21 protein-coding genes and 3 pseudogenes are annotated in these 25900 nt (G+C 61.8%); 18 read left to right on the forward strand and 6 right to left on the reverse strand.

Translation table 11 applies throughout. The features are described from left to right. Positions 1-182: 182 nt before the first annotated feature. From HQ843_RS00370 to HQ843_RS00385, 4 genes are read right to left on the reverse strand one after another with little or no spacing between them, the layout of a single operon-like run. On the reverse strand, positions 183-1022 hold the full coding sequence (locus tag HQ843_RS00370; protein WP_180900332.1) for an alpha/beta hydrolase: 840 nt from the start codon (positions 1020-1022) through the stop codon (positions 183-185). Between the two features lie 17 nt (positions 1023-1039). After that, positions 1040-2506 carry an NAD-dependent succinate-semialdehyde dehydrogenase gene (locus tag HQ843_RS00375; RefSeq protein WP_180900331.1) on the reverse strand — a complete coding sequence of 489 codons (1467 nt, stop codon included), beginning with the start codon at positions 2504-2506 and terminating at the stop codon, positions 1040-1042. Between the two features lie 12 nt (positions 2507-2518). Next, complete coding sequence (locus tag HQ843_RS00380) at positions 2519-3724, reverse strand: iron-containing alcohol dehydrogenase (protein ID WP_180900330.1); 1206 nt, start codon at positions 3722-3724, stop codon at positions 2519-2521. A gap of 21 nt (positions 3725-3745) precedes the next feature. Next, positions 3746-4750 (reverse strand): Ldh family oxidoreductase, encoded by a 1005-nt coding sequence (locus HQ843_RS00385; protein WP_371822102.1) that lies wholly within the window; start codon positions 4748-4750, stop codon positions 3746-3748. A gap of 106 nt (positions 4751-4856) precedes the next feature. Here HQ843_RS00385 and HQ843_RS00390 point away from each other — a divergent pair, with 106 nt between their 5' ends. The 15 genes and pseudogenes from HQ843_RS00390 (at position 4857) to HQ843_RS29905 (ending at position 14799) form a co-directional block, all read left to right on the forward strand. Then, on the forward strand, positions 4857-5543 hold the full coding sequence (locus HQ843_RS00390; protein WP_180900328.1) for a GntR family transcriptional regulator: 687 nt from the start codon (positions 4857-4859) through the stop codon (positions 5541-5543). Further along, positions 5540-7081, forward strand: coding sequence for a sugar ABC transporter ATP-binding protein (locus tag HQ843_RS00395; RefSeq protein ID WP_180900327.1), 1542 nt, complete (start codon positions 5540-5542; stop codon positions 7079-7081). The genes HQ843_RS00390 and HQ843_RS00395 overlap by 4 nt, the downstream gene beginning before the upstream one ends. A 15-nt stretch (positions 7082-7096) precedes the next feature. After that, on the forward strand, positions 7097-8092 hold the full coding sequence (locus HQ843_RS00400) for an ABC transporter permease (protein WP_180900326.1): 996 nt from the start codon (positions 7097-7099) through the stop codon (positions 8090-8092). Positions 8093-8131: 39 nt separating this feature from the next. Then, positions 8132-9097, forward strand: coding sequence for a substrate-binding domain-containing protein (locus HQ843_RS00405; RefSeq protein WP_180903364.1), 966 nt, complete (start codon positions 8132-8134; stop codon positions 9095-9097). 68 nt (positions 9098-9165) lie between these two features. Next, positions 9166-9759 carry a DJ-1/PfpI family protein gene (locus HQ843_RS00410; RefSeq protein WP_180900325.1) on the forward strand — a complete coding sequence of 198 codons (594 nt, stop codon included), beginning with the start codon at positions 9166-9168 and terminating at the stop codon, positions 9757-9759. A 164-nt stretch (positions 9760-9923) separates the two neighbouring features. Beyond that, positions 9924-10340, forward strand: a complete 417-nt coding sequence (gene tnpA, locus HQ843_RS00415) for an IS66-like element accessory protein TnpA (protein ID WP_371822101.1) — start codon at positions 9924-9926, stop codon at positions 10338-10340. 86 nt (positions 10341-10426) lie between these two features. Beyond that, a pseudogene (tnpB, locus tag HQ843_RS29885) lies at positions 10427-10570 on the forward strand (IS66 family insertion sequence element accessory protein TnpB); the annotation flags it as partial. Positions 10571-10990: 420 nt separating this feature from the next. Beyond that, a complete protein-coding gene (locus HQ843_RS00420; protein ID WP_246710238.1) occupies positions 10991-12238 on the forward strand; it encodes a hypothetical protein in 1248 nt (415 codons plus the stop codon). A 210-nt stretch (positions 12239-12448) separates the two neighbouring features. Next, positions 12449-12877 (forward strand): IS66-like element accessory protein TnpA, encoded by a 429-nt coding sequence (gene tnpA / locus HQ843_RS00425; protein ID WP_180902012.1) that lies wholly within the window; start codon positions 12449-12451, stop codon positions 12875-12877. Positions 12878-12933: 56 nt separating this feature from the next. Beyond that, positions 12934-13029: pseudogene (gene tnpB, locus HQ843_RS29890) on the forward strand (IS66 family insertion sequence element accessory protein TnpB); the annotation flags it as partial. A gap of 106 nt (positions 13030-13135) precedes the next feature. After that, a complete protein-coding gene (locus HQ843_RS29895) occupies positions 13136-13225 on the forward strand; it encodes a hypothetical protein (RefSeq protein ID WP_371824608.1) in 90 nt (29 codons plus the stop codon). A gap of 31 nt (positions 13226-13256) precedes the next feature. Next, positions 13257-13607 (forward strand): annotated as a pseudogene (locus tag HQ843_RS00435) (transposase domain-containing protein); the annotation flags it as partial. An 83-nt stretch (positions 13608-13690) separates the two neighbouring features. Then, on the forward strand, positions 13691-14068 hold the full coding sequence (locus HQ843_RS00440) for a helix-turn-helix domain-containing protein (RefSeq protein ID WP_180900324.1): 378 nt from the start codon (positions 13691-13693) through the stop codon (positions 14066-14068). A 31-nt stretch (positions 14069-14099) separates the two neighbouring features. After that, positions 14100-14228 carry a winged helix-turn-helix domain-containing protein gene (locus tag HQ843_RS29900; RefSeq protein WP_180900323.1) on the forward strand — a complete coding sequence of 43 codons (129 nt, stop codon included), beginning with the start codon at positions 14100-14102 and terminating at the stop codon, positions 14226-14228. A 100-nt stretch (positions 14229-14328) separates the two neighbouring features. After that, on the forward strand, positions 14329-14799 hold the full coding sequence (locus HQ843_RS29905; protein WP_371822098.1) for a CSS-motif domain-containing protein: 471 nt from the start codon (positions 14329-14331) through the stop codon (positions 14797-14799). Between the two features lie 55 nt (positions 14800-14854). Here the strand turns inward: HQ843_RS29905 and HQ843_RS00455 are convergent, their stop codons facing one another. Continuing rightward, positions 14855-15625, reverse strand: coding sequence for a Crp/Fnr family transcriptional regulator (locus HQ843_RS00455; protein ID WP_246710239.1), 771 nt, complete (start codon positions 15623-15625; stop codon positions 14855-14857). A gap of 104 nt (positions 15626-15729) precedes the next feature. Here HQ843_RS00455 and HQ843_RS00460 point away from each other — a divergent pair, with 104 nt between their 5' ends. Together HQ843_RS00460 and HQ843_RS00465 are read left to right on the forward strand one after the other, a co-directional pair. Continuing rightward, positions 15730-16023 (forward strand): hypothetical protein, encoded by a 294-nt coding sequence (locus HQ843_RS00460; protein ID WP_210275272.1) that lies wholly within the window; start codon positions 15730-15732, stop codon positions 16021-16023. 129 nt (positions 16024-16152) lie between these two features. Beyond that, complete coding sequence (locus tag HQ843_RS00465) at positions 16153-16449, forward strand: hypothetical protein (protein WP_180900321.1); 297 nt, start codon at positions 16153-16155, stop codon at positions 16447-16449. 465 nt (positions 16450-16914) lie between these two features. On the opposite strand, the gene HQ843_RS00470 is transcribed toward HQ843_RS00465, so the two are convergent. Next, positions 16915-25212, reverse strand: a complete 8298-nt coding sequence (locus HQ843_RS00470) for an autotransporter outer membrane beta-barrel domain-containing protein (protein WP_180900320.1) — start codon at positions 25210-25212, stop codon at positions 16915-16917. Here HQ843_RS00470 and HQ843_RS00475 point away from each other — a divergent pair. Next, positions 25192-25608: a hypothetical protein gene (locus HQ843_RS00475; RefSeq protein ID WP_180900319.1), complete on the forward strand. Its 417-nt coding sequence runs from the start codon at positions 25192-25194 to the stop codon at positions 25606-25608. The two genes, HQ843_RS00470 and HQ843_RS00475, sit on opposite strands and share 21 nt — an antisense overlap. Positions 25609-25900: the final 292 nt, after the last annotated feature.

A 25900-nucleotide genomic window follows, 5' to 3' on the forward strand; every position in this document is an offset into this window, starting at 1 on the left:
GGTTGGCACAGGTTCCCGTCTCGCTTTCGCGCGCCGAATGTCCGGGCCGCTCGACCATCATCCGCCCCGCTATTGAGAGCGCGGCGCAGGCACGTCTTCACGGTTGGCGCTTCCGCAATCTTCCTGGGCGAAGTTCCATTCACATGATGATTGCGGAAGATGCGACGGGCAGTTAAAGCCCTTCAGGATGCCGCCACCAATCCAGAAAGCTTTCGGCCAAGCGCTGCCTGCGGATCGGAAAGTTCAAAGACGATCGAAAGATGATTGGCGCCAGGTTCTGTCCGCAGTTCCGCCTGCTGCGCGTCGCGGGTGAGCAGGGCATGCAGGGCAACCGCCTGGTCCTGGAATGGCGCCGTCTCGACCTCCCCCCGCGTGATGATCCGCAGCGGTCCCGGTGTATGCCGGGAAGCCAGCGGCGACCATGCCTGCGCTTCGTCTGCGCGCATTCCGGCTTCGTCTTTCAGAAAGGAACCGGGAATGTCGGAAAGATCGTAAATGCCGCTCACCAGAAGCATGCCGCGCAGCTTCGGCAAAACGGGCGGCCGGTCGTCGCCGGGCGCATTGGAAGCAAGGAGCGTGGCCAGATGAGCGCCGGCGGAATGGCCACTGACGGTGAACCGCTTCGGGTCAGCGCCGATATCCGGCGCAAGCTCCACGAGGTGTCGCGCAGCCGAACGCACCTGCGCGACGATTTCGGCCAGCCGGGTATCCGGCATCAGATCATAACCGACCAGCGCCGCGATACCGCCTGCCGCAATCACCGGCGCGGCGACGAGCGTATGCGTCTCCTTGCTGCCCGCCCGCCAGTAGCCGCCGTGGATGAACATGTGAAGGGGCGCGTCCGGAGCGGGCTCCGGCGGAAAGACAAGGTCGAAGCTCTGCCTGGGGGTGGGCCCGTAACGCACATTTCGCTCGATGCGTGACCGGTCGGCGAAGGCGCGGCTGCGCGCCTCCGTTTCGGCCATGATCGCATCAAAGTCGGGAATGAAGTCCCGGTTTCGGTAGAGATCGCGTTTCGCCATGGCCTTTTCGTCCCCCGTCAAAACTCAACAGCGAAGTATTTGGGCTCCATGAACTCAAGGATGCCCGTAACACCGCCTTCACGCCCAAGGCCGCTCTGCTTGGTGCCGCCGAAAGGCGCTGCGGGGTCAGACATCAACCCGCGATTGATACCCACCATCCCGGTATCGATCCCGCGCCCGACACGCATCGCCCGCATGACGTCGCGCGAATAGACATAGGCCGCAAGCCCATATTCGGTATCGTTTGCGAGACGCACCGCCTCCTCCTCGGTCTCGAAGCGGTAAACGGCCGCTACGGGGCCGAATATCTCTTCCTGCGCCAGCGCGGCGTCGGTCGGCACGTCCACGAGCACCGTCGGGGGATAGTAGTATCCGCTTCCCGCCACTGGCTCCCCACCAGTCGTCGCCCGGGCGCCGCGGGCCTTGGCCTCCGACACCAGACGGTCGATCTTTTCCACCGCTTTGGTGGTGATCATCGGGCCGCACTGGACATCCGGATCGTAGCCCCGTCCAAGTTTCAGCGCCGCCATCCTGTTCGTCAACCCTTCCACGAAAGCGTCGTGGATGCCGGATTGCACGTAGAACCGATTGGCTGCGGTGCAGGCCTCGCCGCCATTGCGCATCTTGGCAACCATCGCGCCATCGAGCGCGGCATCGATATCGGCATCATCGAACACAAGGAAGGGAGCGTTGCCGCCCAGTTCCATCGAGCAGCTCACCACCGATTTCGCCGCTTCAGCCAGAAGCGTGCGCCCGACCCCGGTCGACCCGGTGAAAGACAGCTTGCGAACCCGCTTGTCGGCGAGCATGGCCGCCGTCACGGGGCCGGGCTTCGAGGTCGTCAGCACGTTCACGACGCCGGGCGGGACGCCGGCCTCCTCGCCGAGCCGGGCCATCGCATAGGCGGTCAGCGGCGTTTCGGAGGCGGGCTTCAGGATCACTGTGCAACCGGCGGCCAGTGCCGGGCCGATCTTGCGCGTCGCCATTGCGGCCGGGAAATTCCAAGGCGTGATGAGAACGGCAATACCGATCGGCTCGTGATCGACGAGGATATTGTGCGCTCCGGAGGGCGTATGACGGAATTCGCCGCCAACCCGCGTTGCCTCTTCAGCATACCAGCGGAAGAACTCGGCGGCATAAGCCACCTCTCCACGCGCATCTGCCAGCGCCTTGCCATTTTCGAGCGAAATCAGAAGGGCCAGTTCTTCGGCATGTTTGCGCATCAGGTCGAACCAGCAGCGCAGGATCTCCGACCGCTGGCGGGACGACGTGTTGCGCCAGCTTTCAGCGGCAGAAGCGGCGGCATCTACCGCCCGCAACGCATCGTCGACCCCCGCATCGGCGACGTCTGCAAGTATGTTTCCTGTTGAGGGATCATGCACCGGGATACTTGCGGTGCCAGCCTCCCACTTCCCGCCTATGAACAAGCCCCTGGCGTGAAGAGCGGGATCAGCATAGCCGGAGAAGGCGGTGTCGAGCGTCATTGGATTTCTCCCTCAGTTCGTTTCAAATACGGTCAGTTCGCCGTGATAGGCCGCGCCAACCAACCGCCGCATGTCCGAAAGCGGCAGCGGGCGCGGGTTATTCTGGATCAACCGGGCGATGCCGCAGGACTGCTCGGCCACCCAGTCGAGCCGGTCTTCGGCAAGCCCGAGATCGCGCAGCGTGCGGGGAATGCCGATACGAGCGAAAAGCGCGGCGATGGCCGGGATGACCTCCGCCCTGCCTTTGAGACCGATAACCGCTGCGATCTGATCGAGTTCGGGCCCGATCGCGGGGGCGTTCCACGCCATGACATAGGGCATCAAACAGGCCACTCCGGCCCCGTGCGCGGTGTGGGTGAGCGCGCCGACCGGGTACTGGATTGCATGGGCTGCGGCGGTTCCGGCAACGCCGAAGGCGAGGCCGGCAGTCGTTGCTCCCAGCATCACCTTGGCGCGCGCCTCAACGCAGCTCCCATCGGTGAACGCCTTTTCGAGGCCGTTCCAGAGCAACCCGATGGCCGTCAGAGCGAAATGGTCGGAGGTCGCGTTCTTACCGACGAAGACCCGTTCCTGCGCAAGGCCCGGCACAGGATCGCGGCGGATAGCAGTGAAGGCCTCGATGGCGTGGGTCAGCGCATCGGCTCCGGCGATCGCCGTCAGTGAGGGCGGACAGGTCAGCGTCAGATCCGGATCGCAGATCGAGACCGTCGGGATGATATAGGGCGAGGAAATTCCAACCTTGAGCTGCTGCTCGGTATCCGAGAGCACCGCGACCGGCGTCGCCTCTGAACCGGTGCCTGCGGTGGTCGGAACCGCGATCAGGGGCATCACCGGACCGGGCACCTTGAACTCGCCATAATAGTCCTGCGGCCTCCCTCCATGCGTCAACAGCACGGCCACGCACTTCGCCATGTCGAGGCAGGACCCGCCGCCCACGCCGATCACAAGGTCGGGCGCGAAATCACGGGCTGCCTCGGCGCTGGCAGCCGCCGCTTCAACGGGCACGTCCGGAAGAGCCGAACCATCGACCCGCACGGACAGGCCCGCCGCCTTGAGTTGCGCCACCATGCGTTTGAAGTCGCCGTCGCCGGTCAGCCGCTCGTCAGTCACCACCAAGGCACGCTGCCCGAGTTTTGAAGCGACCGCCCCGAGGGCTTGTCGCTGGCCCGAGCCGAAGATCAATTCTCTCGGGGCTCTGATCGTGCCGAATAGGGTCATCCTGTCTCCTTTGATTTTTCCTCAGCCTTCCGAAAGGGCCCGGATTTCTTCATGCAACGGGTCGGGCAGGTCGATGCCGTCAGCGAGCGCCCTGCTCCTCCGGGCTCGCATTCCGTCGCCTGGAACAGCCACCGGCCTCGAAGGATCGGCCGCCCGCGACGCGCGCAGGCGATCCAGGTAAGCGGCCAGTCCGGATGAACCACGTTCGCCTGCCGCGGGGTCGATCAGAATGACGATGTCGCCCTTGTTCGCGACGTTGATTGCGTCCAGCGTGCCGCCCACCTCGGGCGCGAAGGCCGATCCGGCCAGTGACGCGACAAGCAGTTCCACGCCGAGACCGAGACCGTATCCTTTGGCGTCGCCGAAGGGTGCGATCGCGCCGGTCTGCGCTGCTTCGGGATCGGTGGTGCGGTGGCCGTCCGCGTCAACGGCCCAATCGTCCGGTATCGGCGTGCCGGTCAGGGCGTGGTGATGTATCTTTCCCATCGAGACGCGGCTGGTTGCGATGTCGAGGACGAAGGGCTCGGCACCGGTGGGGATGCCGATGGCGATCGGATTGGTTCCCAGCATCGCCTGCGTGCCGCCATAGGGATGGACCAGCGCTTCGCTGGTGGTCATCACGATGCCGATCAATCCCCGCTCGACCGCAGCCTCGACATAGTAGGCCAGCATCCCGATGTGATTTGCGTTCCGGATCGATGCCAGCGCGATGCCCTGCTCTGGCGCCACCGCCGCAAGTCGCTCTATAGCGCGCATCATCACAACCGGGCCGAGGCCCCGCTCTCCGTCTATGGTGAAAGCGCCGGAACCTGTTCTGCGTGCCTTGCCGCCTGCGACCGGATGGGCAAGTCCGGCCCGCAACCGCGCGATGAGGCGGGGCAGTCTCTGGACCCCATGAGACGGCAGGCCCCGCAGTTCCGCTTCGATCAGAAGGTCGGCTTGAAGCCGGGCATTCGATGGCGCGACCTCCTGCGCAACAAGCGCTTTCTCCGCAATCTCACGCAGATAACCGGCCGAAACCAACAAATGCCAACCCTCCCGGATCAAATCGTATATGATATTGTATTTGACATTTGATATCATATCGACGATAAAGCAGAGCATGTCAAGAATGCAGAACTGGGAGGCTCAGATGGCTGTAACGACGGATCACGACCACAAAGGCGGGTTCGCGCGGCCCTTGAGCATTTCCGAAAGCGTTCACGAACAAATCTATCAACGCATCATGTCGCTGGAGATTCCTCCGGGAGCCCGAATCCCCATCGATCAGTTGGCGCGAGAACTGAATGTCTCCCAGACCCCGGTGCGCGACGCCCTCACGCGGCTTGAGCGCGAAGGACTGGTGCGGAAGGCGCACCTGATCGGCTACTCTTCATCACCGCAGCTCACGCCGAAGGAATTTGACGAGCTTTACCGGTTCCGGCTGATGCTCGAGCCGGAGAGCGCCCGGCAGGCCTGCCTCAGGTTGACACCTGAGAAACTCGAACGGATCGTGAGCGCCGCTGCCGACATGGAGAAGGGCGAGCAGCCCGTGAGCCGCAACAGCCGCTATTCCCGTTTTGCTCGGGCGGATGCGCACTTTCATGACGAGATTCTGAAGGTTGCGGACAACGAGTTCGCCCGGCAGGCGCTGAACGACCGGCACATCCACCTGCACATCTTTCGCCTGATGTTCCACAGCCGCGTGACCCAGGAAGCGCTGGAGGAGCACGAACGCCTGCTCGCCGCATTCCGCGCGGGCGATGCGGACGCCGCCTACCATGCAATGTACGATCACATCGAGCGGTCGCGGGACCGGCTCGCGGCGGCCTTCGAATGACATTCCCTGCGACTGATGCCGCCTGCACCGGCACAGTGCAGGAACCGCCTGTGCTCCGCGCCGAGGACCTTTCCAAGGCCTATGGCCCGATCACGGTCTTGAGTGATGTAACGCTGGATATCCGTGCGGGCGAGGTGCACGCGATCATCGGTGAGAATGGCGCTGGCAAATCGACCCTGATGAAGCTTCTTTCGGGTCACGCCACACCGACCGGCGGCACGATGTCGATGTCGGGAAAGCCGGTCACCTTCGCCGACGCTGTTCAGGCCGAAGGTGGCGGAGTCGTGCTGGTGCATCAGGAAATCCTGCTCGCCGCCGATCTTACCGTGGCAGAGAACCTCTTCCTGGGGCGCGAACTGTCCCGCGGCTTTGCCGTCGATGACCGGATGATGAACCGTCGCACGGCCGAGGTGCTGGCGCGCGTCGGCTCCACGGCGCGCCCGACCACGCGGGTGGGTGATCTGCCGCTCGCGCAGCGGCAGCTTGTTCAGATCGCCCGAGCCCTGCTCGACGATCGCAAGGTCGTGATCCTGGATGAGCCGACGGCGATGCTGGCCAATGACGAAGTCGACGCGCTTCTGGACATCGTCAGGAACCTGCGCGCGCACGGCGTGGCGGTGCTCTACATCTCGCACCGGCTGGAAGAGGTCGAGGCGCTGGCTGATCGCGTCACCGTGCTTCGCGATGGCAAGATGATCGGAACCTGGCCTGCGCAGGAACTCGATCAGCGCCAGATGGCCGAACTCATGGTCGGGCGGGAGCTCTCGATGCTTTATCCGCCGAAACGGGAGCCGGCGACAGCGGAACCGATTCTCAAGGTCGAAGATCTCTCGGTCGATCACGGCCGGTTCGCCGGTTCCTTCAGCGTCCGGACGGGGGAAGTCCTTGGCATCGGCGGCATGATCGGGGCTGGCCGCACGGAATTGATCGAAGGGCTGTTGGGACTTCGCCCCGCCCAGGCGCGCGCGATCTCGATCAACGGCACATCTGTCGCCAAGCCCGATGTCAGTTCGATGATGGCCGCAGGCGTCGTCTACCTGACCGAAGACCGCAAGGGCAAAGGTCTTCTCCTCAACGAGAGACTAGGACCGAACCTGACGCTCCAGGCGCTCGACATGATAATTCCCGGTCTGCGTCTCAACCGCAGGAAGGAAGCAAGCGCCGTGCAATCGGCTGTCCAGGATTACGACATCCGGGTTCGTACGCTCTCGGTCGAGGCTGGCCAGCTCTCGGGCGGCAACCAGCAGAAGCTGTTGCTGGCCAAGGTGATGCTCGCCGAACCCTCGGTCGTCATCATAGACGAGCCGACACGCGGCATCGACATCGGCAACAAGAGCCAGATCTACCGTTTCATCGACGGCTTCGTCCGGGCCGGCAAGGCCTGCATCGTCATTTCGTCCGAATTGCCCGAACTCGTCGGCTTGTCCGACCGCGTGCTGGTGATGCGTGCGGGACGTTTCGTTGCTGAGCTGGCGGGCGACGATATCACTGAACAGAACGTCGTCTATGCCGCTGCAAGCAGCAGACATGACACTTAGGGGGAGGAAACGCGCATGAGCAGCGCAGAAATCGCAGCACTTCCGGAAAGAGAAGGCTTCAAGATCCGCTGGAGCGACCTTGCTCCGTTTATTGCCTTGGCAGTGATCGTGCTGCTGGGCACGATGATCAATTCCAACTTCATGGCGACAAACAATATCTTGAACGTCATCACGCGCAGCGCCTTCATAGCGATCATCGGCGTCGGCGCGACCTTCGTGATTGCGACCGGAGGGCTGGATCTGTCCGTGGGCTCGATGATGGCCTTCGTCGTCGGCGTCATGATCATGGCAATGAACGCGCTCGTCCCGTGGCTTGGCCCCTGGGCGATCCCGGCGGGTGCGCTGGTGGCGCTGATCGTGGGCTCGCTCTGCGGCCTGCTGAACGGTTTGATCATCACCGTAGGGCGAATAGAACCCTTCATCGTCACGCTCGGCACAATGGGCATCTTCCGCGCCTTCATAACCTACATGACCGATGGTGGCTCGCTGTCCATCGATCGCAGCCTGCGGAATGCCTACCGGCCTGTGTATTTCGGTGATTTCCTCGGGATTCCCTACCCGGTCCTGATCACCGCTGTTATCGCCCTGCTCGGCGCGTTCATACTCTACCGGACAAAATACGGTCGCCGTGTCACCGCCGTCGGATCGAATTCCGATGTCGCGCGGTTTTCCGGCGTGCATGTCGGCCGGATCCGGACCATGGCCTTCGTCATACAGGGCTTCTGCGTCGCCGTCGCGGCCATCTGCTACGTCCCGCGCCTTGGCGCCGCGACACCGACCACCGGTCAGCTCTGGGAGCTTCAGGTCATCACGGCTGTCGTTATCGGCGGCACGCTTCTGCGCGGCGGCAAGGCCCATATCTGGGGCACCGTTGCCGGCGCTCTCATTCTCGAGGTTATCGCCAACGTCATGGTTCTTTCGGACATGGTGTCGGAATACCTCGTGGCCGCGGTCCAGGGGGCGATCATCATCATCGCCATGCTGGCTCACCGCTTCACGAGCTCGCGCTGAAAGGGCGGGGCTCATACTTAAACAAAGGAGGAGGAAACTATGAAGATCAAAATCAGCGGGCTGGGGCTCTTGTCAGCGGCAATGATGGCGGGAACGCTGTTCGGGCACACTGCATTGGCCCAGGACAAGGCGTTCACCATCGCGGTGTCCATACCGGCAGCCACGCACGGCTGGACAGGCGGTGTGGTCTACCATGCACAGGAGGCGGAAAAGCAGATAGAGGCCGCGTATCCGAACATCGACGTTATCGTCTCGACAGCCTCGTCAGCGACGGCGCAGGTGTCTTCACTCGAGGACCTGTCGGCGACGAACGAGCTTGACGCTCTTGTCATCCTGCCCTTTACCTCGGAGGAACTGACCGGCCCGGTGGAGCAGGTCGCCTCGAATGGCACCTTCATCACCGTCGTGGACCGGGGACTTTCGGACCCTTCGATCCAGGACCTGTACGTCGCGGGCGACAACATCGCCGTTGGTGCAAACACGGCGAAGTGGCTGGTCGAGAAACTGGGTGGCAAAGGTGAGATCGTCGTGCTGCGCGGCATCCCCACCGTAATTGATGACGAACGCATCCAGGGCTTCAAGGATGTCATCGACCAGTCCGACATCAAGATCCTCGACATGCAGTATGCCAACTGGAACCAGGATGAAGCCTTCACCCTGATGCAGGACTACCTCGCCCGCTATCCGAATATCGATGCGGTCTGGGCCAATGACGATGACATGCTGCTCGGGGTCATCGAAGCTGTCGATCAGGCCGAACGAGAAGACATCAAGTTCGCCCTTGGTGGTAACGGCATGAAACAGGTGATCGAGATGGTGAAGGCGGGCGACGAGCGGACCCCCATTTCCACCCCGTACCCGCCGTCCATGATCGCCTCGGCCATGTACATGACCGCAGCGCAGTTTGCGGGTCAGGCGCCGATGCGCGGATCGTTCAAGCTGGATGCCCCGCTGATCACCCCCGAGAACGCGGACCAGTTCTATTTCCCCGACTCCCCGTTCTGAACCGAAACAACTTGTCCGGCCGTTCTCGCAGCGGCCGGACCTACCATTCCCATAATCAGGAGATCGAGATGAGCGGCAAGAAAATCCTCATGCTCACCGGCGAATTCACGGAAGAATATGAAATCTACGTCTATCAACAGGGTATGGAGGCCGTCGGTCACACGGTTCACGTCGTCTGCCCGGACAAGAGCGAAGGCGACCTGATCAAGACATCGCTCCATGATTTCGAGGGTGATCAGACCTACACCGAAAAGCCAGGCCATTTCGCCGAGATCAACAAGACGTTCTCCGAGGCCGAAGCCGAGCTCGAAAGCTATGACGCGGTCTACGCCGCAGGCGGTCGCGGACCGGAATATATCCGGACCGACCCTCGCATCCAGGCGATGGTCCGGCATTTTCACGATGCCGGGAAGCCCATCTTCACAATCTGCCACGGCGTGCAGATACTCATGGCTGTGCCCGGAGTCCTCAAGGGACGAAAGGTCGCCGGTCTCGGCGCGTGCGCCCCGGAGGTAGCGGCGGTCGGAGGGACCTATATCGACGTCGAGCCGAAAGAGGCCTTCGTCGATGGCACGATGGTGTCGGCAAAAGGCTGGACCGGCCTCGCCGCATTCATGCGTGAGTGCCTCAAGGTCCTCGGCACGGAGATCCGTCATACTTGAGCGATAGATGAAGCAAAAGCGCAGGGTCGCAGCAACGCGGCCCTCGCCGCCATTTCCGGTCCACCCTGGCCCATGTCAGACGAAAGTAAGCGCACAATTCCCCGCACCTGTTCACTGGACGGGGAATGAAGGAGTCTGTGTCCACAAGGGAGACTTTGGACACAATGACATTGGATATCTTGCACGGCTCAGGGGGCCTTCGGGCTGTGAAGGTTCTTTCCAACGGGAAGCGGCGTTTCGATCCCGTCGAGAAAGACCGGCTGATCGACGCGGCAATGAAGCCCGGCGTCTCGGTTGCCCGCCTTGCACTGGCGCACGGCGTCAACGCCAATCAGTTACGCAACTGGGTGAAGCTTCGCCGAAATCGGCAGTTTTTGAGTGGGCCAACCCCGGATGCTGTGACGGTTGTTGCGGGGCAGGAAACGTCGGTCTTTGTTCCTGTGGTTGCAGCGTCGCCGATTGCGCGGCAGTCCGACATGCCGGCGCGGCCATCATCGGCAGGCATGCGGCTGATGGCGTCTTTGCCAAATGGTGTGCGGCTTGAGCTTGAGGATGTCGATGAGCGGCCCTTTGCGCGATGATCGAAGTTCTGGGGCGGTGCAATGTTCCGGCTGGCTGAGGATCTTCGCGTCTATCTTCACCGGGACCCGGTCGACTTTCGCGCGGGATCAACAGCCTTGCGATCCTGGTCGAGCAGTCAATGGGCCTGAGCCCGTTCGAACGTGCCGTCTTCGTCTTTTGCAACCGCCGGCGCACCCGGATGAAGCTCCTGTTCTTCGAGCGGCCAGGGTTCGTGCTTGTATTGAAAGCCTTGTCCGAAGATGTGAACCGCCCCGGCTTTGCCGGGAGATACTTACTCACGCTGACATGCCGCCAGGCTTCGCGTCGAAGCGGCGGCTTTTCTCGATCTCTTTTGCAATCCATGGTTGATTTATTCAGAGAATATATGCAATCTATAGTGGCAGTTAGGCGCGCGATACGTTTGTTGGTTGAGAATCTCTCGCCAAAGTCAATGTGGCGCCATGGAACCCGAAGGGAAACTGACATGAGCAGGCAGACAAAGTATGACGCGGCCCCGGACTGGACCAACCAAGTTAAAATCGGGACGGACAAAACGTCAGCAGGACCGCGGTGCGCTCGATGGAACGATAAGGACTATGTCGTTTGGCGAAACAAGAGGCACAGCAACATCTATTTCAGCTGCGGGTCGGAAACAAACTGGAGCGTCCCTTTGATCCAACCCGACGGGGGAACGCTGGACGCCCCCGCAATTGCAGCCTTCAATGATCGCCTTTTCGTCGCATGGCGCGGAAGCGATGACACCTGCATCTGGTATGCAACCATCGATGAAAATCCTAGCTGGTCTCTCCAAACCCAGCTTACTTTCTCGCCCACGACAGCTAACGGGCCGGCACTCGCCACCTACAATAATACGTTGTACATGGCATGGGCGGGCATGGATAACCTGATCTGGTATTGCACATATGATGGAAAAACGTGGTCTCCGCCGGAGCATGTGTCAAACCCCTCACAGCCTCAATTCACCATCAGTTACAGCCCGGCACTTGCCGCCGCTGACAATGCGCTACATTTGGCTTGGCCTGACGCGTACGGACAACTCAACCATTCCGTGTATTCCGGTCAATGGTCGGTTCCTCATGTGCTGCCGCAGGCCCAATCGAAAGACGCGCCTGCGTTGGCAGGTTATGACAACGGGCTTGCGATGTTATGGTGGCAATCTCCGGATACAATCTATTGGTCCACCTGTCCGAATGGAACAGAAGATTGGAGCACCCCAACTCGGACAACGCCGGGCGGCACGGAAAAGTCCCCCGGTTTGTGCGGCGATGCGACGGGCATCAGGGCCGTGTGGTGCGGCGTGAATCACGATCACATATGGACCTCTACGCTGGCGTCGACGGTACCGCCGACGCCTCCCGTCGCAAACCGCCCCGTTCCGCCATCCATAGATAGCGTGCTCCCAAATCAGGTCTGGGGTACCGTCCAGCTGAATACCTACGTCACCGTGACCGTAACACCTTCGGGTGGAACACCAAATACGCTTCCGGCTGTGCCGACGGATGCAAATGGGAACTGGTCGGTCGATCTCGATCCGCCGGTGACAGATGGCGTGATCGTATCGGCGACGGCGAGTTTCGGCAAGGGTGGAACGGCCTCGGATGCCTTCGTGCGCACGATCGAGCAGCTCTATGTCCCTTCGCCCGTGCTAGACAGCGTCGGCGAGACCTCCTGCTCGGGAACCGCGACAGCGGGACAGAACATTCTCGGCTGGCGATCCGCCGACGGCACGAAGATGCTCGAACTGACACTGTCTGGCGATACAACTGCCTTCAACACACTTTACCTGAACGGCCTGACGCTCGCGGATCATGATCAGCTCAATGTCGTTTCGGCGGACCCGATCACCGGGGTAATGACCCCCTACAACAGCAAGCCGGAGGGCTATTCCTCTTCGTGAGAAATGGTTGCTGATTGGGCAAGGCTGGTTACGACGTCGTCGTGTCACGGAGGGACCCTATTCGGTCCTCCGTGACATCAGCAATCCGTCGAGATAGAACCCCAGCACAGCCCTGATGAAGGTGCGCATCCGGCAGGGCCGCATTGCGGATGCCAGTGATCGTGTGAATGCTCTGCCTATATGGACGGCAATACAGACGGTGCTTTCATCATGGACATCACAAGCGATCTCGTAGGTCATTTCAGCCGGATGGAGATTGTCGATAGCGGGCATCGGCGGCGTTTCACGGATGAAGCGAAGCTGGCGATTGTGGCTGAGAGTTATCAAGGGCCGCGGCAGGTCACGGCCACGGCGCAGCGTCACGGGATCACGCGCTGGCAGTTGAATGCCTGGCGCAGGGCCGCGCGGGAAGGACGGCTTGTCCACCGCTCGACGAAGGGGTTTGTTCCGGCGGTCGTTGTTGGCAATCCGGTTATTGCGAGCACGCCGCCCGCGCAAACTGCGGCTATGCCGCCTCCCATCACCGACCGCGGCCGCATGGAGGTGGTGAGTGCGAACGGCCGCCGTGTGATCGTCGGCAAGGATGTCGACGTGGACGTCCTGCTGCGGATCATGCGTGGACTGGAGACGTTGCGATGAACCCGTTTCCCATGGGAACGGGGATCAAGGTGTGGCTGTCGACCGGACACACAGACATGCGGTGCGGCTTCCCTTCGCTGGCGTTGCGGGTACAGGAGGTACTGAAGCACGATCCGCTGGGCGGTCATCTGTTCTGCTTCCGGGGCCGCCGCGGTGATCTGATAAAACTGATCTGGCATGATGGCCAGGGCGCCTGCCTGTTCATGAAAAAAAGTGGAACGCGGCCGGTTTATCTGGCCAAATGTGGAGGGCGGTGCGGTGGCGATCACGCCGGCACAGCTCTCCTGTTTGCTGTCCGCAATTGACTGGCGGGCCCCTCGGGAAACCTGGCGTCCGACACGGATTTGAGTGTCTTATTCATTGAATTCGTTGAAGAAATATGCTCCTATGTTGGCATGTCGTTACCGCCGCTCCTGACGATCTTGCCAGCGCCCACGCCGCACTGCTGGCAGAAGGCGAGGCGCGGTTGCAGGCCGAGGCCGAAGCGACCAAAGCCAAAGAAAAACTTTCCAGCATCGAGGCGCTCAACGCCCATCTGCAATTGCTGATCGCCAGGCTGGAGCGGGACAAACACGGTCCGAGCCGGGAGCGCACCCAGCGGCTGATCGACCAGATGGAACTGCATCTCGAAGAGCTGGTTGCCGATGCGACCGAAGACGAGATCGCTTCAGAAGCGGCTGCCGCCAAAACCCAAACCGTGCGTGCCTTCACCCGCAAGCGGCCAGGGCGTAATACCAACTTTCAATAATGCTGACTCTCGGGCTTCCCAAAAGCCGACGAATCTGAATCGATGTCGCAAACAGGAGGTTTGGGATGGGTTCGGCGATTTCTCTACGGTCGGATTTTGATGGGGCCAAGTTGCGGCTTCTGGCTCGCCAGACACGCAATGCCGACCAGGCCCGGCGCCTTCTCGCGCTTGCATCGATCTATGATGGCGGATCACGCGGCGATGCCGCCCGGCTCGGCAGCGTTACGGTTCAGATCGTGCGCGACTGGGTGGCGCGCTTCAATGATCGCGGTCCCGACGGACTGATCAACGGCAAGGCTCCGGGCAAGCCTTCGCTGCTGAACGATCAACAACGGGCGGCCTTGGCGCAAGCCGTCGAGCGCGGGCCGACCCCGTATCTGGATGGTGTCGTACGCTGGCGTCTGTGGCCCAGTGGATTTGGGAAGAGTTCCGCATCTCAGTGAGCGAGGAGACCCTGGGTCGCGAAGTGCGGCCATGGGCTACCGCAAGCTTTCGGCTCGCCCCAGGCCTCATGCGCAGGATGCCGAGGCCGCCGAGACATTTAAAAAAACGTCCCCGCCGCAGTGGCAGAGATCGCCGCCAGCCCCGCCAAAGGAAGGATGATCGAAATCTGGTTCCAGTGTATGGTTCGCCTCCGGTATGCAAAAAGAAACGATAGTCCCAGAAAACCCTGCTTCAGCGTATCCGGCTTGTTTGTGGGCGAATGCCCGAGCCACAATGGGAGCCGCTGGGATGCGTTCCTTACAAGACGACCAGACTTTTGCTCCACTGCCACCACCAGGGTTTGCATGTCCCGGTCGAAACAAGGCGATCTACTGGAACCATCAGGCTTCACATCCGATCAAATCACGGTGCCATCGATTTCTTCTCGCAAGTCGTTCAGCCTCGCGCCGTCAGGTGGCGACCAGCTGAAAGGGTTTGTTCCTGGATAAGACCGCCCAGACGATCCGGGCAGCCTTGTTTGCACTCGCAACGACAATCTTGTTCGTATGCAGTCGGCGCAACATCCCTCGTGCCCTGTTCCGACGCCCAGGTCGCACTGATGCGCACCCTGACGGTCGACACCCCCTCCGTAGAAGAGATCGGATATTTCGAGAAGGGCCTGCTCAAATGCACATCCTGGGGCAGGACGAGCGGTGAGTTTGCCGAGTCACCGGCCGATTTTCATACTTAGGACGGCATCGAAGTTTCGATACACGTCAAACCCGCAATCAGCGGCGAGGGGCCCGTCATGGCACTGCGTTCCGGCGCCTACAATGCTCTGGTGGTTCGATCAAGGGCGGTCCGACCTGATCCAGATAAGTCGGGTCGAAATCTGCACATTCGGCTAGGCGATCATAGGCATGGAATGCGACGTGGCCATCGCGAAACGTCACCATTTCCGACTCGCGCAATTGCCACAGCACCCGATTGACGTGGACAGCACTCAGTCCCAGCGCGTCGCCCAGAAGATACTGCGTCAACGGACAGGCATAACCTGCCCTGCTGCCCAGACCGACGAGGGACAGCCGGGCGCCAAGTTCCAGCAGGAAATGCGCCATGCGTTCGGCCGCATTTCGGCGTCCGACATCCACCAGATGCTCCACCACCATCGCCTCGTCCCGGGACGCAGCCCAGAGCACAGCCGCGGCCAGCCGGGGGGGGGGGGGGCGCGCAAACGCATCCAGAAGGTCGGCCGCAAGGACCTCCGTCACCTCTATGTCGGTCACGGGCTCGATGCTGTGATCCGACACATGCAGCAGCACGCTGCGCAGCCCGAGGAAATCGCCCGGAATCTGAAAATCGACGATCTGCCGCTGCCCATTCTGCAGGATCTTGTAGGAGCACGCCCAGCCGGAGGCCAGAATATAGGCCGCCTGTTCCGATTGCCCTTGATGGACAAGGTCACGGCCGGCGACTAAGACCCGGCGGCGCTTGTGCAACGCCTCCAGCACCGACAGCTCGGCCCCCGAAAGGGCAACGAATGCGCCAAGCTTGCGGACGAGCGCGGTGTTTTCCAAAATGGATACCAATCTTCGACATCTGCCGAAATCCTGTCAGCGAAATCTGACCGGCGACTGATGTCGATCAGCGCAACATAGCAGATATTTTGAGAGGCTGCCTGATGCGCCGCTCGTTCCTCAATGTGGCGCGCGTATATCATAAAAGAGGCCAGCACGGCATGTCGGATCATGACATTCATTCGGGTATAGCGGCGCTCTCGATTTGCGAGGCCCTGCTTCTTGCGCTGAACGTCGCTCAGGTCCTGCCGGAAAGCGAGATCATGGGCGTGCTCAAGGACGCGGCGGCCGCACATGAGAACGCTGAAGGCACAAAGGCAGACCGCAAAATGCACGTGGCTGTGGCGGCGTTGATCAATCGCATCATCGCAGGTGGCAATTCGGTCCGCAGATCATGAGGGGGTCCATGCCGGGTCCTGTTTGCGAGTATCGGTGCTGTGGGCGCTGGCGTTGCAGAACGCTCACTCTTGCGCAGGATTATCCAAAGAACATGTTTTAACAATTTAGTGACAGGAAAGGAGCGCATCATGCCCGAGGGCTACCTGACATCTTCCGACATCAAAATGATCGCTGGCTTCATGGACGAGGTGCGCCGGAAGAATATTCTCCCGGATACCGCATCTGTCATCGTGTTTTCCAGAATGCTTATCAGGATTTTCGAAGCAAGAGCGCTGAATAGAGAAGAGCTTCTAGACGTGCTCGGAGACTACCTGCAGGTGCCAGACCGAAAAAACTCGGCCCTGGATCGCTGGGACAGCGAAGGTGGAGCAATCCCCGTCGACGCGATACACAACGACGGCATTCACCAGATTGCCCTACGCTAAAATGCGTCAAAACAAAGAGATAGGGCTTTTTCGCTTTTCGGAGAAAAGAGGAAAGCCTCCAGAGGCATACAAAAGTCGGTACGGGTGGCGCAAGACAAGGCATCGTCATGGCCGGAATAGAACTCGATTATAGCTGAAACCGGTCTTGAGCGGATCTTTCGGGGTGGATCTTTTTGGGAGACCGGCGGTGCAACAGTCGGACGCGGAAGCGGTGGAATAATTCGGTCGCGGGCGGCCTGAAACCCGGCCACCTATTTTCCTTCTGCAACGGCCGCAGGAGGGACAGAGGATTTATACCGTGGATCTTCGTCTGAAGGCGCGACTGGCGGTGTCGGAAGGGATGAGCCGACGTCAGGCAGCCAGGCATTACAATCACACATCGAATTCCACATTCCGTCAAGTTGAAGATGCCGTTTTATCGCCTGCCTGCAATGCGCCCCCGCTATGACGATCATAAACAGTGCTTTAGAAGCGGAAGCCAAAATCCACAGTGGCTGCGTTGCTGACCGTGTCATCACTCCACATGCCCTGATAACCGAGCGTCACCTGGGCGCTGTTTGCGGTATTCGAGAAGGTCAGACCGGCGTTGATCTTGCCTGTCACCTTGCCGATCTGGCTGTAGTTGCGGAACGCGCCGTCGGCGGAGCTGGCTCCGGCAAAGGTCGAGTTGACGTAGACATTGTCCTTATCGGAGAAACTGACCGCACCGCGCAGGAACGCCTGCATTCGCATCGCTTCACCGACCTGAGTCTCGACACCGACTTCCACCGAAGGCGTGGCCGACAGGATCCACTGATCAGTATCTCTTAGCTCAAGCCCATACTGCGTCCCGCTCTCCGACGCATTGGAAGAATGCAAGTATGCGGCATCGAAATGCAGGCCGGGCTCAAAATAGACATCCGTCGCGAAATCGTCGAAACGATAGGCGGTTCCGATACGGAAATTGGCCTGTCCGATGTGCTGGTCGGCGCGCCCCGTACCGCCGATGACAACCTGCCCGTTGGGCAAGGTCCCGGCGATATCGATGTAACGCGTGGTGCTATAGTGGGAAATGGAGCCACTGACGCTGCCGTAGGTCTTCCAGTTACCGACATATTGTGACAGCGAAGCACCGGCCAGGCCACGATTGCCGCCGGCCGAAAAATTGCCGCCGCTTGTGATACTGAAGCTCTCGAGGCCGGCACCCGCACCGAGATAGAGTCCATTGTCGTTGAGCGGCACATGAATGCCTGTGGAGAACCCGGCATCTTCCGCCTCATACCCCTGATACGCAAACGAGGCCGAACCATTCAACCGGCCGGCACTGCCGCTCGCCCAGGCGCAGCCGCGTTCGTCACCGAATTTCGCACCGAAATTGCTCGGACCACAATCCTCAAGCGTCTGGGCAAAACGATAGCCGGAGTAAAGCGCATCGATCTGGGTGGTCGCAAAACCGTAGGAACTCAGATTATCCACCGCGCTCACCACCTCATCGGAGGTCGCCATATTGGCAATCAGACCGAACATGTCGCCCATTGCGGCAGTCCCCTGCCCTTCGAGAACACGATTGATATGTTCCGCCGTCAGGGTTTGGTTGCGGTTCATCCCGGGCATCTGGAAATTGGCGCTCGGGATCAGGTCGATTGCGCTCAGTCCGCCGGGAAGCGTCGTGATGCCGATTTTATAGCTGACGACCGGGGTTCCGACGACAGTCACGCCGTTATTGGTGAGGGTGCCATCAGCGGTGATCAACGCCAGCGGTCCCAGACGATCAAGGTCGTTCAAGATCGGATAGATGGTTCCGGCAAGGGTTGCCTTCCCCGTGACCTTGATCAGATCGCTTCTCCCGCCGGCTGTCCCGGCTTCATCGAAATAGACATCCGGTGTGTAGGTCGCAGTCTGGCCGAAAACGAGTGAGCCGTTGACGGTCGTCGTCTGGCTGACATTTTCAGTGACGCTGAAGTCCGAGGCCTTCGTGTCGGCGCCCAGGACAATTCCGGAAAGATAGGCGGCCCCTCCGAGATAAAGGTTGCCGTTCACCGTCAGCGTGCCTGAAGTACCGAGATCGACCTTATCCTGCGCCCAGAAAGAGGCGCCCTCGGAAACCAGCACGGTGTTGAGACCGCCGCCAAGGTCGATATTCCCGATAGCCTGTCCATTGAGCCTCACGGCTTCGGATCCACTGCTACCGAGCAGGATACGGTTATTCACGCCTGTCAGGAAACTGTCGGAAGACAGCGACAGCGTATTGGCTGTTCCGCCGCCCATGACGATGGCCGCAGTATCGGTGGAGCCATTGGCATCGCTCCCGCCGACAATGACGCCGTCGAGCGCGATATCGATGTCGCCTGCACCATCCTTGCCAAGCGACTGTGCCAGAACGGCGATCCCGCGGCTGCCGGTCGCAAGCACATTGCCGGTCTGGTCGATGGAAACACTGCCACCGCTTCCGTCGCCGCCTGCGCTGCCATGGAAGAGACTGTCAATGGAGCCACCGCCGCCGCCGAGGCTTTGCGCCAGAATGCCGATGGATCCATCGCCTGATGTAGCTACATATCCGGTATTGCTGAAATTGATATTCCCGCCATCGCCGCCGTTGAAGTCCGACAGAACGACGTCGACGTCGGAGGCATCCAGATCCGTGCCGATCAGCCCGCCGCCACCGCCGATGCTCTGCAGAACGAAGCCGTGCGCGCGCGTGCCGGCCGTGCTTGTCCCGCCGATATTGTTGACGGTGACAGCACCGCCATCGCCGGTCGAACCGTCCGTCGCGCCGAGGGTCACCGTCGCCTGATCGAGCCCGGTCAGGTAGGTTTCGCCGCCGCCCGCACCGATCGACTGCACAATCTGGGCGCTGGCATTGTCGCCGAGCGTTGAAACATTGCCGTTCAACGTCAGGGAGATATCGCCGCCCGGATTGTTGAAAGAAGGATCGGCGCCAAGAATGACGCTGGCATCGCGCTGTCCCGCACCTTCCGCCCCGGCGCCGCCAACGATCACCAGACGGCCGCCGCCGCCGCCGATCGACTGCGAAAGGCTGCCGGTTGAAAGCGCGCCCGATGTACTGATCGTGCCGGAGCGCTCAAATACGATATCGCCACCGCCGGCATTATCCGTGTCGATTGCACCCAGCATGGCGGTCACGGTGATATCGGCGCTTTCGCCGGAATTGACTATTATGGTCGATGTCCCGCCACCGCCGCCAATCGTCTGCGTCAGGAAGCCAGACGACCGGTCCTCAATCGTCAGGATATCGCCGTTGTGCCGCTGCGAAACATCGGCACCGGCAGCCCCGTCCAGATTTTCGCCACCGAGCGAGGTTGTGTTGGCCAGAGAGACCGACGGATCGGAAACCGTTTCCGGGTCCGCGGCCTCATCCGAACTCGCAAAATCGAGAAAGATGTCAATGTTGCCGCCGCCGCCATTGATCGACTGGCTGAGAACGCCCTGACTGCCGACGCCTGTCACGACAATGTCGCCGGTATTGTTGACAGTGACGACGCCTGCGACGCCATCCGTTCCGGTCCTCGCCCCCAGTACATTGGAGATCACATAATCGGCGATCGTGACTGCCGGCGTCGAAATCGACATTCCCGCATTGCCGCCGCCGCCGCCAAGTGACTGCGCCAGAATGCCATAACTGTTGTCGCCCCGGACAAGGATCGTACCGGTATTGTTGACTGTCACGTCAGCGCCATCAGCGCCATCTCCGCCAGCGCCACCGACTGCGATTTTGGAAAACGAGGCCCCGGTGCTTTGGTTTGCCAGGTCATTGCCACTCAGGACCACGGCCAATCCGCCATTGCCGCCGCCACCGCCGATCGACTGCGCCATGACCGCGATACTATCATCGCCGATGGTCGTGATGGCATCGTAGATGTCGCTCGTGCGCACCTTGCTTTCGACAGTACCACCATTGCCGCCACCGCCGCCGAAACCGCCAACGCCAAGCGAAGCCGAGCCGCCGTTCTCCTGGGAAAGGTCCAGCGCGCCGGCAATATTGGTGCCGCCATTGCCACCCGCACCGCCAAGACTCTGGGTCAGAATGCCGGTCGCGTTATTGCCGTAGGTCAGAACACCGGCTGCGATATCCGACTGCGTCATAGCGCCCGCATCGGAAGCACTTCCTCCGAAACCGCCAACACCGATCGCGACAGCAGCACTGGTCTGGCGGGAAAGGGAAACCGCGCCGTCGACAGTCAGGCCGCCATTGCCGCCACCGCCGCCAAGGCTCTGTGTGAGAATACCAACGGCATCATCGCCCTTGGTCTGCACGTAGCCGGCAACGGTATGATTGACCGATCCCGCATTGCCGCCACCGCCACCGAAACCACCAACGCCGAGACCAAGCGAGCCGGAAAGCTTGTTTGCGTACGTAATGCCGGCCGAGACATTGACGCCGCCATTGCCGCCACCGCCGCCAAGGCTCTGCGCGACAACGCCGTTTGATCTATCCCCGTTGGTCGAAGCTGTGCCGTCATAACTGGCAACGACATTGCCGGCTTCACCACCATCGCCGCCGAAACCGCCGACCCCGATAGCAGCCGCGCCGCTGCCGTTTCCGGAAACACTGACCGCACCCGTAACATTGAGGCCGCCATTGCCGCCGCCGCCGCCGAGCGACTGAACCAGAACGCCGGTCGCATCATCGCCTTCAGTCGTAACATTGCCCGTCACCGTACCCGTCGCGGTATCGGCATTGCCGCCGCCTCCGCCAAAGCCGCCAATGCCAACCCCGACGGAACCGCTGTTCTGGCTGGAAAGCGATACCGTGCCCGCTACGTTCATGCCGCCATTGCCACCGCCGCCGCCAAGCGACTGGATCACCACAGCGCCCGAGCGATCTTCGGCCGTGTAGACGTCTCCGTTCAGTGTTCCCGTCACCGCAGCGCCGTTGCCGCCGTCGCCACCAAAACCGCCGACACCAACGCCCAATGCTCCCGACCCGCTGCGCGATGCACTGACACCGGCAGAAACGTTGAGCGCGCCATTGCCGCCGCCGCCGCCAAGCGACTGAACGAGAAAGCCCGTCGAATCCGTGCCGAATGTAGCGATATTGCCGGTCAACTTGCCGGTTGCGGTATCAGCCTTGCCACCGCCGCCACCAGAGCCACCGATGCCAACGCTGACGCCCCCCGTTCCGGTACCGGCAAGCGTGACGGTCGACGAAACGTTCATGCCGCCATTGCCGCCACCGCCGCCGAGCGACTGGACCACGAAGGCCGAAGACTGGTTGCCTGATGTCTTGATATCCCCCTCAAGCGTTCCGGACGCCGTGCCGCCATCGCCGCCGTCGCCACCAGCCCCGCCGAGACCGACAGAAGCCCCGCCAGAACCCGTTCCGGCCACAGCCACGGACGCCGTTACATTCATGCCGCCATTGCCACCGCCGCCGCCAAGCGACTGGACCAGCAGACCTGCGGAATTTTCGCCTTCGGTGGCCACATTGCCCGTGACGTCCGCAGTCACGACATCGCCATTGCCGCCGGTGCCACCGCGGCCGCCGAGGCCGACCCCGATACTACCCGAACCGGTTCCGGCACCTGCGCCGGAGACGGTCACGTTGAAGCTTCCATTGCCGCCACCGCCGCCGATCGACTGCGCGATGATTGCGGCGGAATCTGCGCCACGGGTGAGCACATCATTTTCAACGGTGAGATCAACCGTGCCGCCATTGCCGCCGCCTGCGCCACTGCCGCCAAGGCCGACAGAAACAGCGCCGGACCCGGTGCCCGCGCCTGCGATCGCCGGCGCGATATTGAACGCGCCATTGCCGCCACCGCCACCGACGGACTGTGCGAGCACACCGGTCGAGGCATCGGCTTTGGTTTCGATATTCGCAGTCGTCTTCGCTGTCACAGCCGCGCCATCGCCGCCGCCCGCACCACTGCCGCCAAGTCCCACGGAAACCGATCCCGCCCCCGTTCCTGCAAGGGCAACGCCGGCACTGACATTGAAAGCGCCATTGCCACCGCCGCCGCCGATCGACTGCGCGACAAAGCCGGAAGAGCCATAGGACTGTGTCAGGATCGTGCCGTTGGATGTTGCATTGACGGTACCACCATTGCCACCACCGGCACCGGAGCCGCCAAGGCCGACATTGATCGTTCCGGCCCCTGTGCCCGCGCCCGTGACAGAGCCGGAAACATTGAAACCGCCATTGCCGCCGCCGCCGCCGATCGACTGCGCAACGAAACCGGAGGAACGCTCACCGGATGTCTGGATGTTGCCTTCGCTGACAAGCGTGACGGCACCGCTTTCGGCACCATCGCCGCCCGAACCGCCCAGCCCGACCGTCACGGCACCGGCACCGGTACCGCCACCGGAAACCGCCGCGGACACATTGAAGCCGCCATTGCCGCCGCCACCGCCGATGGATTGGGCCAGTACAGCCGTTGAATCGCCGCCCTTCGTGGTCACATTGTCTTGCACCTTGGCAGTGACGGCCCCGCCAGCGCTGCCACTGCCGCCATCGCCACCAAGGCCGACGGATACGGTCCCGCTGCCGACCCCGGCACCCGCGATGCCTCCCGAAACGTTGAATCCGCCATTACCGCCACCGCCGCCGATCGACTGCGCGACAACACCGGCGGAGCGATCACCTTCGGTGTAAACCTCACCCTTAATTGTGGCATCGACCACGCCACCGGCACCGCCAGCGCTTCCCGAACCTCCCAGACCAACCGAAACCGTTCCAGCGCCCGTGCCAGCACCTGCCACGCCGGCGGCAACCGAGTAGCCACCATTGCCACCGCCACCGCCGACCGACTGGATCAAGACCGCACCGGAATCATCGCCAAGCGTGGCGACATCGGCGCCGACGCTTGCATCGACGGTTCCGCCGTCGCCGCCAGCACCGCCACCGCCGCCGACAGCGACATTGACTGCGCCCGCACCCACGCCCGCACCGGCGCCACCGACGCCAATAGCATAACCGCCGCCGCCGCCGCCGCCGCCAATCGACTGCGCGATAACGCCTGAGGAAAACTGGCCTTCGGTGTGAATTTTGTCGCCGCCTGCAATCAGCGTCACGGCACCACCCCGGCCAGCCGTCCCGCCGGAGCCGCCAACGCCCACATTGATGCTGGCAGCGCCGACACCACTGCCGCTGGCGCCGGCAGAAATGCTGCCGCCGCCATTGCCACCGCCGCCACCGATAGATTCCACCAGCAAGGCCGTCGAAGAACCACCAAGCGTCGTGATATCGGCATCGGTATAGGCCTTCACTTCGCCGCCATTGCCACCGCTGCCACCGGAACCACCGACGCCAATGGACAAGTTGCCGGAAAATGCCAGCGAACCGGCTGCACTCGCCGCCACGGAAAGGCCGCCATTACCGCCGCCGCCGCCAATCGACTGGAAAACCATGCCTGCGGACCGGTCGGCCTGCGTCAAGACGCTGCCCGAAACGCCAGCAGTAGCAAGATTGCCGGAGCCATCGACCGTGCCGACCCGAAGATCGCCGCCTTTGCCCCCGGAACCGCCAGAGCCGCCGACGCCGACGCCGACGGCCAATGACCCGGAAACCAGCCCGGCCGAAACAGCCGTCGATACCGAATAGCCGCCATTGCCGCCGCCACCGCCGACAGACTGTGCGAAGACGCCTGTCGAACGATCTCCCTCCGTCACGATTTGCGAAGGTTGCGATGTATCTTCATCGGACAGGACGACATCCACGTCGCCACCCTTCCCGCCGGCGCCGCCAGTACCGCCGACAGCAACACCGACAAAGGCACCGACGGCACCGACGGCACCGGCAGAGCCGCCATTGCCACCGCCGCCGCCAATGGACTGGGCCAGAATCCCTTGGGAATCATCGCCTTTGGTCTTGATTGCTCCATCATTGGTGACCGTTACCACGCCGCCGTCGCCGCCGCCGGCACCGCTGCCGCCAACGGCAACCATACCACCGGTGGAACCGCCATCGCCGCCGCCGCCGCCGATCGACTGGGCAGTGATGCCGACCGAATCCTCGCCGCGTGTCTCGATGACGCCTTTATTCGTGACACTGACCGCGCTGCCGCTGCCGCCCTTGCTACCGTTACCGCCGATACTGACCAGGCCGAAAGCATTCGCACCATCACCGCCCGATCCGCCAATCGACTGGGCCATGATGCCGTCGGCAGAATCACCCAGCGTAAGTATCGAACCGGTTCCGGTATTGGTGACGGCAACCGTACTGCCGCTGCCGCCATTGGAGCCGACACCGCCAAGCGCAAGCGCTACAAGGCCGCCGGCTGTGCCACCATGGCCGCCACCGCCACCGATCGACTGGGCCAAAATGCCGCTGGATCCATTCCCGCGGGTTTCGATGGTGCCGCCATTGCTGACCGTCACCGCTCCACCATTGCCGCCATTGTCGGCACTGCCAATCAGTGAGACCAGAAGGTTGCCGCTGGAGCCTACCGACCCGCCGGTTCCGCCGATGGATTGGGCAAAAATACCGTTGGCAAAGTCGCCGGTGGTCAGGATTGTGGAGCCGCTTGTCGTGTTGACAACAACCGTTCCGCCGCTGCCGCCAAATCCGCCGTCGCCGGCAGAACCGACCAGCCCCCACTGATCACCGCCATTGCCACCATTATTGCTGACGCTCAGCGCATAGATTCCATGGGAGTTCTGCCCCGACGTCGATACCGTTCCCCGCTGCGTGACCGTTACACTGCCGCCATCGGATGAGTGACCGCCCGTACCACCGCCGGGCGCAGCAAAACCGGAACCGCCATTGCCGGCCTCGCCACTGCGGCTAAAGGCAAAGATACCGTAGTGGTCGTCGCCTTCCGTCACGATCCTGCTCGACGCCCCTTGCGTCGCATTGACCGTGCCGCCCGCGCCGCCATCGCCGCCATCGCGACCATCAAAAAAACTCAGATAGGAATCGCCGCCTTCGCCGCCATCGCCGCCGACACTGCCCACTTCCCAGCCGATATTCGAGGTCGCGTTCACATCACCGACAAGCGTTTTGGTTTGGGTCGGGCCATCCTGACCATCGCCACCCGAACGTGGAGGGACAAAGGCAGCACCATTGCGACCGTTCCTGCCGTTCCTGCCGAATTCAACCTGTTTGACGCCATTCGGCCCGTCGACATCAACCGGCGGCTCCAGAGTTCCTTCCGAGCCGGAGCTGAAAAAGTCTTGTTCAAAACTGGTCGTTTGCTGCTCGACCGGAAAACCTGTCGTTAAGTCGGTTCCATCCGCAGCCGGACTGCTGATGACGGCCTCGCCACCCGAAATCGAGACAATGGTGAAGGAGACCGGCGGATCATCCGTATTGTAAAACGTCTCACCGGTGGATTTGACCAGAAAGGTGTAACCATCAGCTGTTTGAACAAAAGCGGTCTCGCCCGCGGTCGCCGTTCCCGACGGATCCTAAATGAGCGTCGTGACGGTCGTGGTTATACCCGTCTCGGGATTAGTGACTTCCTGCCCGATCGTTGAATCTTTGCCGGGTTCGGGTGGCGCTGCACCCTGAGCC

This window comes from Martelella sp. NC20 (assembly GCF_013459645.1).
Taxonomy (GTDB): domain Bacteria; phylum Pseudomonadota; class Alphaproteobacteria; order Rhizobiales; family Rhizobiaceae; genus Martelella.